Here is an 11,012-nt window from a genome sequence, read left to right on the forward strand (position 1 = left end):
GGCGGCGCGGCCCCGCTCGGTGGCGAGCAGTTCGGCCGCCCGGCGCTCGCGGGCCTGGGTCTCCCGGAGCGTACGGGCCAGTTGGCGGGCCTCCTCGCGGAGCTGACCCATCTCCTCACGGACCCGGGCCACCTCGTCGCGCAGCTTGTCGGCCTCGACCCGGGCCACCGCCCGGTCGTGCTCGGCGCGGGTGGCCCGTTGCTCGGCCAGGCGGACCAGCTCGGCGACGACCGCGCTGTCCGCCTCGGCCCGGACCGCCGCGCCGCTGGCGTCGATCAGCTCGCGCCAGCCGCGAGGTCGGGCCAGATAGGCCAGGGCCGCCACCTCGACCGGGTCGGCGGCGGCGGGTGCGGTCCCCTCCACCACGGCGGTGCCGAGGTCACCGGCGTCGGCCAGGACCCGGGCGGTGACCCGCTGCCGGAACAGCGGGTCGGCGGCGAGCTGGGCGGCGATCACGGGCGCGCCGAGTCGGGCCCGGCGGTTGGGGGCGAATTTGGCGACCCGGCGCAACGGCACGGGCACCTCGTCGGAGGGCAGGCTGGGGAGCACGGCGGCGGTGAGCGAGACGATCCGTTGGCGGACCGGCTCGGGCAGGCTCGGCTCCGGCTCCGCCGGCTCTCCAGCGGTCGCCGCCCCGTCGGCAGAACCCACCTCACCAGCGGCCGGCACCGTGACGACCTGCTCCTCCTGCGGGAGGTTGTCGTCGGACGGCTCGGTGAGGGGCATGTGGCAAGTCTCCCACCGCGACCGGGCCCACCGCCTGGTGAGTGAGCCGATCTCTCATCCTAGACCGGTGGTGACGCACGGGACCCATGGGACGCCCGGGACCGGAGTGTCGCACCGGGCGGTTAGCGTGCCGGCGATGGCACAACAGGAGTACCTCCAGCCGGCGCTGGCCGGGCTCGACCCGACCGTCGACGGCGTCGACCCGGCGCTGCCCCTGTACGCGACGACGTTCGTGGTGGTCGACCTGGAGACCACCGGTGGTGCCCCGGACGGCGGCGGGATCACCGAGATCGGCGCGGTCAAGGTGCGCGGCGGCGAGGAGCTGGGGGTGTTGGGCACCCTGGTCAACCCCGGAGTCCCGATCCCGCCGTTCATCACCGTGCTGACCGGCATCACCCAGGCGATGCTGCTGCCGGCGCCACCGATCGAGCAGGTGCTGCCGAGCTTCCTGGAGTTCGTCTCGGACGCCGTGCTGGTGGCGCACAACGCGCCGTACGACGTCGGTTTCCTCAAGGCCGCCTGCGCCCGGCACGGCTACCGCTGGCCGAACCCCCGGGTGCTGGACACCGCCGCACTCGCGCGCCGGGTGCTGCTGCGCGACGAGGTGCCCAACCGCAAGCTCGCCACGCTGGCCGCGTACTTCCGGGCCGGCACCCAGCCGACCCACCGCGCGCTGGACGACGCCCGGGCCACCGTGGACGTCCTGCACGGGCTCATCGGCCGGCTCGGCGGCCACCGGGTCGACACCGTCGGCGACGCCATCGAGTTCTCCCGCGCGGTCACCCCGACCCAGCGCCGCAAACGGCACCTCGCCGAGGGCCTGCCCCGGTCCCCGGGTGTCTACATCTTCCGGGCCGCCGACGACCGGCCCCTCTACGTGGGGACCTCCCGGGACATCGCCACCCGGGTCCGCAGCTACTTCACGGCCGCCGAGAAACGCGCCCGGATGTCGGAGATGCTGGCCGCCGCCGAGCGCGTCGAGGCGGTGGAGTGCGCGCACTCGCTGGAGGCCGAGGTCCGCGAGCTGCGGCTGATCGGGGCGCACGCGCCGCCGTACAACCGACGGTCGAAGTACCCGGAGCGGATGGTCTGGCTGAAGCTGACCGACGGGCCGTACCCCCGGTTGTCGGTGGTCCGGGAGATCTCCCCCGGCGACCGCGCCTACCTCGGCCCGTTCACCTCGCGGCGCACCGCGGAGCTGGCCGCCGCCGGTTTCCACGACGCGGTGCCGCTGCGCCAGTGCACCCACCGGCTGTCGCTGCGCACGATCACCCCCGCCTGCGCCCTGGCCGAGCTGGGTCGCTGCCCGGCGCCCTGCGAGCACCGGATCACCCCCCAGGAGTACGACGACCGCGCGGTGCAGCCGTTCGCCACCGCCACCACCGGTGACCCGCAGCCGGTGGTGGACGCCCTGCTCGCCCGGATCGAGACGCTCGCCGCCGCCCAGCGCTACGAGGAGGCCGCGACGCTGCGGTCCCGGCTGGCCGCGGTGCTCCGGGCCACCGTGCGGATGCAGCGGCTCGCCGCGCTGAGCGGGATCGCCGAGCTGGCCGCCGCCCACCCGGCCGCCGGGGGTGGCTGGGAGCTGGCGCTGGTGCGGCACGGCCGGCTGGCCGGTGCCGGGGTCTCCCCGGCCGGCGTCCACCCTCGACCGACGCTGGTCACGATCCGGGCCACCGCCGAGACGGTGTCGCCCGGTCACGGTCCGGTTCCGGCGGCCACCCCGGAGGAGTCAGAACGGATCCTGTCCTGGTTGGAACGACCGGAGACCCGGCTGGTCGAGATGTCGGACAGTTGGGCCTACCCGGTGGCCGGCGCGGGCCGCTTCCGGGACCTGCTGGAGAAGGCCGAGAGCGGCGCATCTCACCAACTCTGGTCCGAACGCTCATGAGCAACTGTCCGATCGGACTACGTCGGCTCACTTACTCTGTTAAGGAAGTGCATTCCTGCCCGTTTCGAGGGTCTGCTCCCGGTTGCCGGTCTCCCGGCACTCGCGGGGTGGGCGTCAGGGGGTGTCCCAGGTGGACGTCGACGCCGGACATGGCGGAGCCCTGGGCGGTGCGCTCCCGACACAGCCGGGTGAGCTGCCCCTGGCCCGTAGGCTCCGCTCACTGCTGACCTGGCCCACCGCCGAGGCCGAGCCGGTCGGCCATCTGGTCCGCACCCACCGTGCCATCCACACCGGCACCGACCCGGCCGTGCTGCGCCGGGCGTACACCATCGCGGAGAACATGCACCGGGGGCAGTTCCGCAAGAGCGGGGAGCCGTTCATCACGCACCCGCTCGCGGTCGCCGAGATCTGCGCCGACCTCGGCATGGACACCACCACCCTGGTCGCGGCGCTGCTGCACGACACGGTGGAGGACACCCGCTACACGTTGCAGGCGCTGGCCGAGGACTTCGGCCACGAGGTGGCGCATCTGGTCGACGGGGTGACCAAGTTCGACAAGGCGTTCTACGGCAAGGCCGCCGAGGCGGAGACCATCCGCAAGATGATCATCGCAGCCGGCAAGGACGTCCGGGTGCTGGTCATCAAGCTCGCCGACCGCCTGCACAACATGCGGACCCTGGGCGTACGCTCGGCCGCCTCGCGGGAGCGGATCGCCCGTAAGACGCAGGAGGTGCTGGTACCCCTCTGCGACCGGCTCGGCATCCAGACCCTGAAACGGGAGCTGGACGACGTGGTGCTGCTGCACCTGGAGCCGGACGAGCACTCCCGCATCGCCCGGCACGTGCACGACCGCCCCGGATGGGACAGCTACCTCGCCGAGGTGGTGACCCAGTCCCGGGTGGCGTTGCGCCGGGGCCGGGTCGACGCCACGGTGGCCCCTCGCCCCCGCCACCTCTACTCGATCTGGAAGGACACCGTGTCCGGCGGGCACACCGTCCCGTACGACCTGCCCCGGATCACCGTCGTGGTGGACGGCCCGGCCACCGACTGTTACGCCGCCCTCGGCGCGATCCACGGGTTGTGGCGCCCGGTGCCGGGCCGGTTCAAGGACTTCATCGCCTCGCCGAAGAACAATCTGTACCGCTCCCTGCACACCACCGTCTGCGGCCCCAAGAACCGCACCGTCGAGGTGCTGATCCGCACCGAGGAGATGCACCGGTCCGCCGAGTACGGCGTGGTGGCCGACTTCCGCTTCCCGCGCTCCGGTGGTGCCCGCGCCGAGCAGCTCGACTGGCTGCGCCGGGTGCTCAACTGGGAGCAGGACGCCGCCGACCCGGCGCAGTTCCTCCAGTCGCTGCGCTGCGACCTGTCCGAGGCGCAGATCCAGGTGGTCGCCGAGGGCCGACAGGTCGTGCTGCCGGGCGGGGCCACCCCGGTCGACCTGGCGTACGAACTCGGCACCGACCGGGGTGACCGGTGCCTGGCCGCCCGGATCAACGGCCGGCTGGTGCCGCTCTCCTCCGAGCTGGAGGAGGGCGACGTGGTCGAGATCTTCACCGAGACCGACGCGGAGAGCGGCCTGGACGCCGAGGTCGCCCCGCGCGGCCCCCGCCGGGAATGGCTCGGCTTCGTCAAGTCGCCGCACGCGCAGATGCAGATCAACCGGTGGTTCGCCGACCACAGCGAGCCCGGCATCTCGATCAGCGACAAGGTGCGCCTCGGCCGGGCCACCATCGGGCTGGCCCTGCGTCAGCACAACCGGGGCCTGGCCAGCGACCTGCCGCTGCTGCGGCTCTCCGAGGAACTCGGCTACCCGGACCTGGAGACCCTGCTGGTGGCGGTCTTCGACCGGGTGATCGAACCGGACACCGTGGTACGCCAGCTCATCGACCTGGTCGACCACCGGCAGTGACCGGCCGGCCGTCCCGCGACGCGCGCCCGGCGTACGGCCACTAGCCTGGAACCATGATCCCCCGCTCGCGCCGCGCCGCACGCGCCGTCGCGTACCAGGTCTTCTACCGGCTGCCCCTGCCGGTACGTCGTCAACTGGTCCGGATGGCGGTACCCAAGTACATCGTCGGCGCCGTCACACTGCTGCGCGACAGCGAGGCCGACGGTGCCGGTCGGCTGCTGCTGCTCCGCCAGCCACCGGGGCGCGGGTGGACGCTGCCCGCCGGTCTGCTGCAACGCGGCGAGAACCCGGCGGTGGGTGCGGCCCGCGAACTGCACGAGGAGACCGGCGTCCGACTCGCCCCGGCCCGGCTGACCCCGGCCACACCGAACGCGATCGTGCACGCCAAGGGCTGGGTCGACATGGTCTTCACCGCCGAGGTGCCGGCGTCGACCACCGCGCTGGAGGTGGACGGGGCGGAGGTCTTCGAGGCCGTCTGGCATCCGCTGGACGACCTGCCCAAGCTGACCTGGCCCACCGCCCGGCTGCTCGCCTACTACGGCATCGGCCCGCTGACCGACCGGTTTCCGCCCCCACTCCCCGACACCGCGCCGTGAGCGGCCCGGACGCCGGTCCGACCGGCGCACCGGCGGGCGGGATCTGCGCGGTGGTGCTCGCCGCCGGCGAGGGCACCCGGCTGCGCCCGCTGACCGAGCGGGTGCCCAAGGCGCTCTGCCCGGTGGGCAACGTACCGCTGCTCGACCGGGCCCTGGCCCGGCTCGCCGGTCTCGGCCTCACCGGGCCGGAGACGGTCGCCGTCAACGCCAGCTATCTCGGCGAGCAGGTCGTCGAGCAGGTCGGTACGCGCGCCCACCTCTCCGTCGAGCCCGACGGTCCGCTCGGCACCGCCGGTGGGGTGGGCCGGCTGCGGGACTGGATCGCCGGGCGGGGCGTCCTGGTCGGCAACGCCGACGCGTACCTGGCCGATCCGGCCGCACCACCCGGGCCGGACATCGCCGCGCTGCTGCACGACTGGGACGGTGACTCCGTACGCCTGCTCGGCCGACCCGCGCCGGACCCCACCGCGCCGGGCACCTTCGACGGCCACGTCTTCACCGGCTTCTCGCTGCTTCCCTGGCGGCTGGTCCGGGACCTGCCGCCGGTCTTCGGCGACCTGGTCCGCGCGGTCTGGCGACCGGCCGAGGCCGACGGCCGGCTGACGGTGGTCCCCTACCCGGGAACCTTCGTCGACACCGGCACCCCGACCGACTACCTCGCCGCCAACCTGCACGCCGCCGGCGACGACAGCCTGGTCGACCCGACCGCCTCCGTCACCGGCGGCTGCCACCGCAGCGTGGTCGGCGCGGGTGCCACCGTGGCCGGCGAGGTGACCCGCAGCGTCGTCTGGCCGGGCGCCACCGTCGACGCCGGTGAACGCCTGCACGAGGTGATCCGCACCGCCACCGGCCTCACCGTCCCGGCTGCCTGACCCTGCTTCCTCCGGTTCCTTCCGGGGCCGGTCGGATCGGTCGGGTCTGTCCGCCCGATCGGAGCGTGCGGCACCGGTACTCCGGGGCGGGTCCGGCAGGCAGGCCATAGCATGGGCAGCGACGCCGACGAACGGAGAGACCTGCCGTGATCACCGCGATCGTCCTGATCGACTGCGCCACCGACTCGATCCCCGAGGTGGCCGAGGCGCTGGCCGACCTGCCCGGGGTCAGCGAGGTCTACTCGGTGGCCGGACACGTCGACCTGATCGCCATGGTCCGGGTCCGCCAGTTCGAGGAGATCGCGCAGATCATCGCCGGCAGCATCTCCAAGGTGCCCGGAGTGCTCAACACCGAGTCGCACATCGCGTTCCGCGCGTACTCCCGGCACGACCTGGAGGAGGCGTTCGCGATCGGCCTGGGCGCCACCGACTGACGCGCCACCACGCTGCCGGTCCCGGCGCCGAAGTGCTTCGCGGCCCTTCGCATTGGGGAGACCGAGGTCCTTCGCGGCCCCTTTGCTCTGCTTCAACCCACGCAACGGTTCGCGCCGAAGAGCAGTGCGTCGGTTGAAGCAGAGCAAAGGCCGGACAGAGAACTAGCTGGAGTCCTCAGCCGAGCGGTCCGCTTCCTGCCACGACGGGACGAGCCGGTCCATCCCGGAGGACGGACCGGCTCGCCGTGTTCACCGCCGGATCAGCTCTCCTGCGGCACCGGGACCTCGGTGCCACCCGGCGCCGGGGACTCGCTGGTGCCACCCGGGGTCTCCTCGGTGACGCCCGGAGCCGGGGTGGTGCCACCCGGAGCCGGCACCGTGCCACCCGGGCCCGGCGTACCGCTGGCGCTGGTCTGCGGGACCGGGATGCCCAGTTCCTCGGCCAGCGTCACCAGGGCGTCGTAGTGCGCCTGCAGCACCGGCAGCGCGGTCTGCGCGAGCTGGACCACCTGCGGCTCGGTACCCTGCGAGATCTCCGTCTGGGTCGCCTGGATGGCCTGCAGGTGACCGGCCAGACCCTGGGTCACCCAGAGCCGGTCGAACTCCTCACCACTGGCGTTGTTCAGCTGGTCGAGAGCCGTCCGCTGATCAGGGGTGGGCTCGTTCGGCAACTGGACGTTGAGCTGCCCGGCCACGTCCTGCACCGACTGGTCCAGCTCGGTGTGGTCCGTGACGAACTGCTGCGCCAGCTCCTTGACCTGCTCGTTCTCGGCCTTCTGCTGAGCCAGCTCACCTGCGGCGATCTCGTACAGGTTGACCTGGTGCACCGCCTGCAGGTACTGCGTGTCCTGTTCCGAAGGCTGCGCCGCCGCCTGCGCTGCCGCAGCGGGCGCGACACCCACCAGCACCAGTGCGGCCAGCAGGCCGAGGCGTTTGATACCCAACATGCTTCCTCCCCGTTGAGACGTTGGACCGCACGGATACCCGGCTGGCCGGGGTTATTCCTGCGATCCGACGACGGGCGGGAAGCTCCGGCGGCGGGGTGGAAGGCCCACAACGGGCGTGGCGCCCGCCGGATCTCTCCGGCGGGCGCCACGTCACGCGGTGACGGAACTCAGCGGCGGGACTCGCCGCTGCCGATCTCCTCGCGCTCCGCGCGCGGCTCGACGGGCGGGTGACCCGGCGACACCGGCGCCTCGGCCGGCTTCTCGATCGGGTAGAAGAAGCCCCGGATCGCCGGCCCGAGCGCACCGAGCCGGTTCATCTTCTTCGGCACCACCCAGCCCGCGTAGTCCAGTTCGGTGTGTCCGTGCTCGTCCGGTGCGGTCAGCGGCTGGTGCACCTCGACGAACCGACCGTCCGGCAGGCGCCGGATGATGCCGGTCTCCACACCGTGGGCCAGGACCTCCCGGTCGTGCTGTTGCAGACCGAGGCAGATCCGGTAGGTCACGTAGTACGCCAGCGGCGGAAGGAGCAGCAGACCGATCCGGCCCGCCCAGGTCATCGCGTTCAGGCTGATGTGGAACTTGTCGGCGATGACGTCGTTCGCGCCGGAGAGCGTCAGGATCACGTAGAACGTGATGGCCATGGCGCCCAGGCCGGTCCGGAACGGCACGTCGCGGGGACGCTGGAGCAGGTTGTGGCTCCGGTAGTCCTTCAGGTAGCGGGCCTCCATGAACGGATAGAGCGTGGAGAGCCCGACCAGGATGCCCGGTAGCACCACCGTCGGCCAGAACAGCGGTGGAATCACGTACCCGTCGCCGATGGGTATGTTGATCTCCCAGTCCGGCATCAACCGCGTCGAGCCGTCCAGGAACATCACGTACCAGTCGGGCTGGCTGGCCGCCGAGACCACCCACGCCTCGTACGGGCCGAACAGCCAGAGCGGGTTGATCTGGATCAGGCCACCCATCAGCGCGATCACGCCGAAGACGACCATGAAGAAGCCGCCCTGCTTGATCGCGTACCGGGGGAACATCCGCTCGCCCACGACGTTGTTGTTCGTCCGGCCCGGACCCGGCCACTGGGTGTGCTTCTGCTTGAAGACCAACCCGAGGTGGACGCTGATCAACGCGACCAGCAGACCCGGGATGAGCAGCACGTGGGCGATGAAGAACCGGCTGATGATGATCGTGCCGGGGAACTCGCCGTCGAAGACCGCGGCGGTGACCCAGGTGCCGATCACCGGGATGGAGAGCATGATCGCCGAGGCGATCCGCAGACCGGTGCCGGAGAGGCCGTCGTCCGGAAGCGAGTAGCCGGTGAAGCCGGCCAGGAAGCCCACCCAGAACAGCAGCGAACCGATGATCCAGTTGGTCTCACGCGGCTTGCGGAACGCACCGGTGAAGAAGATCCGGAGCATGTGCACCACGATCGCCGCCATGAACAGCAGCGCGGCCCAGTGGTGCATCTGCCGCATGATCAGGCCGCCCCGGACGTCGAACGAGATGTCCAGCGTCGAGGCGTACGCGGCCGACATCGGCGTACCCCGCAGTGGGGCGTAGCTGCCGTTGTAGATGACCTCGGTCATCGTCGGCTCGAAGAAGAAGGTCAGGAAGACACCGGTCAGCAGCAGGACGATGAACGAGAAGAGCGCGATCTCGCCCAGCAGGAACGACCAGTGGTCCGGGAAGACCTTGTTGAGCAGCTTGCGCAGGGGGGTGGCCACCTGGAAGCGGTCGTCGACCGCCCGGGCGGTGTTGCCCGGAACCGCTGCTACGTCAAACTTGCGCCGCTTCACGGCCGCTCCCAGAAGTCGGGCCCGACGGGTTCGGTGTAATCGGACGTCGCCACGAAGTAGCCCTCGGAGTCCACCTCGATCGGCAACTGCGGCAGCCGCCGGCTGGCCGGACCGAAGATGGGCTTGGCGTTGTCGGTGATCAGGAACTGCGACTGGTGACACGGGCAGAGCAGGCGGTTCGTCTGCTGCTCGTAGAGGCTCGCCGGGCAGCCGGCGTGCGTGCAGATCTTCGAGTAGGCGGCGTAGTTGCCCCACATGTAGTCGCCGTGGCCCTCGCGCTCGTTGTTGCGGCGCGAGGTCTCGGCGTCGGCGTCCCGCAGGTGGATCAGCAGGGTGGGCGAGTCGGCGTGCAGGTTGCTGACCCCGTGCTCGATCCCCGGGAAGACGGTGATCTGGCCGCCGGCGCTGATGTCGGCGGGGCGGATCGGCCGGCCGTCCTCACGGACCAGGCGGATCTTCTGGCCGTCCTGCGGGGCGAAGCCGGTGGTCATCATCTGGTCGTTCTCGTGCGGGTCGGAGATCAGGCCACCGACCAGCGGCGCCGCGGCGACCGCACCGACCGGCACCAGACCGGCCAGCAGCGACATGCCGAGCAGCGGGCGGCGCTTCACGCCGAGCTCGTCGGCCATGTAGAGCATGGTCTGCCCGGTGATCGTCCGGTCCTCGCTGGCCACCACGCCCTCGTGCCGGTCCTGGATCGACACCTCCTTGGGCAGCAGCTTCTTGCCCCAGGTCAGGATGCCGAAGCCGATGCCCAGCAGGGCGATGCCGAGGGTCGTGCCGAGCAGCGGGGTGAAGTACTTGTCCCCGCCACGGCCCGGCTGGTACTCCCAGGGCCACCAGATGTAGACCGCCAGGAAGGCCGTCGCGGCCAGGCCGGTGACCAGGAACATCCCGGCGACCGTACGGACCAGCCGGCGCTCGGCCTTGCTGCCCGGCGCGACCTGCTCCTCGTAGTGGACGATCTCGATGTCGTCCCGACGGGCGCCCTCGCGGACGATGTCGAACCGGCTCAGCGCCGGGTCGTTCACGTCCACCGTCTCTCGGCCCGCGTGGGCTGGCTGCTCGGTGTGGGTGCTCGTTCGCTCGGTCACGACTTGCCCGCAATCCACAGGCTGGCGAAGACGAGTGCGACGATGCCGATCAGGAAGATCGCGACGCCCTCGGTGGAGGGTCCGTACCGGCCCAGGTTGAACCCGCCCGGGTCACCGTCCGACTTCAGCGTCTGCTGGATGTAGGCGATGATGTCGGCCTTCTGCTCCGGCGTGATCTGGTTGTCACCGAAGACCGGCATGTTCTGCGGGCCGCTCAGCATCGCGGCGTAGATCTGCCGGTCGGTGGCGGGCGCGAGGCTCGGTGCGTACTTGCCGGAGGAGAGGGCGCCGCCGCCGCCGCTGAAGGCGTGGCACTGCGAGCAGTTGATCCGGTACAGCTCGCCGCCGACCGCGATGTTGCCGTCGGAGTGCAGGTTGTCGCCGGCCGGCACGACCGGGCCGCCACCGAGCTCCTGGACGTACGCGGCGAGCTGGTCGATCTCGTCCGGGGTGAACACCGCGGGCTTGCGGGCCGCCTGGGCCTCCTGCCGGGCCATCGGCATCCGGCCCGAGCTGACCTGGAACTCGACCGAGGCCCCGCCGACGCCGATGAGGCTCGGCCCGCGCCCCTCGACACCCTGCGCGTTGCGACCGTGGCAGGTCACACAGCTCACGTCGAACAGCGCCCTGCCGTCCGCGGCGGCGCTGCTCAGCGGCGGGTTTTCCTGCGCCGACGCGCTCGGGGCGAGGACGGTGTAGGCGCCGCCGGCCAGCATCAGCGCGGCGACCAGCCGGACGGCGGCACCC

The 11,012-nt window shown here is 71.7% G+C and carries 9 protein-coding genes and 1 pseudogene; 5 read left to right on the forward strand and 5 right to left on the reverse strand.

All coding sequences use genetic code 11. The features are described from left to right. Nucleotides 1-726 (reverse strand): annotated as a pseudogene (locus tag EYA84_RS17325) (hypothetical protein); the annotation flags it as partial. Nucleotides 727-862: 136 nt separating this feature from the next. Here EYA84_RS17325 and EYA84_RS17330 point away from each other — a divergent pair. The 5 genes from EYA84_RS17330 (at nt 863) to EYA84_RS17350 (ending at nt 6,431) form a co-directional block, all read left to right on the forward strand. Continuing rightward, nucleotides 863-2,617 (forward strand): DEDD exonuclease domain-containing protein, encoded by a 1,755-nt coding sequence (locus tag EYA84_RS17330; protein WP_131054102.1) that lies wholly within the window; start codon nt 863-865, stop codon nt 2,615-2,617. A 130-nt stretch (nt 2,618-2,747) separates the two neighbouring features. Then, nucleotides 2,748-4,529 carry a bifunctional (p)ppGpp synthetase/guanosine-3',5'-bis(diphosphate) 3'-pyrophosphohydrolase gene (locus EYA84_RS17335; protein WP_131054103.1) on the forward strand — a complete coding sequence of 594 codons (1,782 nt, stop codon included), beginning with the start codon at nt 2,748-2,750 and terminating at the stop codon, nt 4,527-4,529. Nucleotides 4,530-4,582: 53 nt separating this feature from the next. Continuing rightward, a complete protein-coding gene (locus EYA84_RS17340; protein WP_131054104.1) occupies nt 4,583-5,125 on the forward strand; it encodes an NUDIX hydrolase in 543 nt (180 codons plus the stop codon). Next, nucleotides 5,122-5,997: a sugar phosphate nucleotidyltransferase gene (locus EYA84_RS17345; RefSeq protein ID WP_236145817.1), complete on the forward strand. Its 876-nt coding sequence runs from the start codon at nt 5,122-5,124 to the stop codon at nt 5,995-5,997. Before EYA84_RS17340 ends, EYA84_RS17345 begins: the two co-directional genes overlap by 4 nt. A 146-nt stretch (nt 5,998-6,143) precedes the next feature. Next, the gene (locus EYA84_RS17350) at nt 6,144-6,431 is read left to right on the forward strand and encodes an Lrp/AsnC family transcriptional regulator (protein WP_131054105.1); all 288 of its coding nucleotides are present in this window, start codon (nt 6,144-6,146) and stop codon (nt 6,429-6,431) included. A 260-nt stretch (nt 6,432-6,691) separates the two neighbouring features. Here EYA84_RS17350 and EYA84_RS17355 read toward each other — a convergent pair whose 3' ends face one another. The 4 genes from EYA84_RS17355 to EYA84_RS17370 all read right to left on the reverse strand — a co-directional run. Then, on the reverse strand, nt 6,692-7,378 hold the full coding sequence (locus EYA84_RS17355) for a DUF4142 domain-containing protein (protein WP_131054106.1): 687 nt from the start codon (nt 7,376-7,378) through the stop codon (nt 6,692-6,694). 167 nt (nt 7,379-7,545) lie between these two features. After that, on the reverse strand, nt 7,546-9,171 hold the full coding sequence (locus tag EYA84_RS17360) for a ubiquinol-cytochrome c reductase cytochrome b subunit (RefSeq protein WP_131054107.1): 1,626 nt from the start codon (nt 9,169-9,171) through the stop codon (nt 7,546-7,548). Then, nucleotides 9,168-10,265 carry a ubiquinol-cytochrome c reductase iron-sulfur subunit gene (locus EYA84_RS17365; protein WP_131054108.1) on the reverse strand — a complete coding sequence of 366 codons (1,098 nt, stop codon included), beginning with the start codon at nt 10,263-10,265 and terminating at the stop codon, nt 9,168-9,170. Before EYA84_RS17365 ends, EYA84_RS17360 begins: the two co-directional genes overlap by 4 nt. After that, on the reverse strand, nt 10,262-11,012 hold a 751-nt coding region (locus tag EYA84_RS17370), incomplete at its 5' end, for a c-type cytochrome (protein ID WP_131054109.1). The genes EYA84_RS17370 and EYA84_RS17365, both read right to left, overlap by 4 nt.

The sequence above is a fragment of the Verrucosispora sp. SN26_14.1 genome (assembly GCF_004307965.1).
Taxonomy (GTDB): Bacteria; Actinomycetota; Actinomycetes; order Mycobacteriales; family Micromonosporaceae; genus Micromonospora.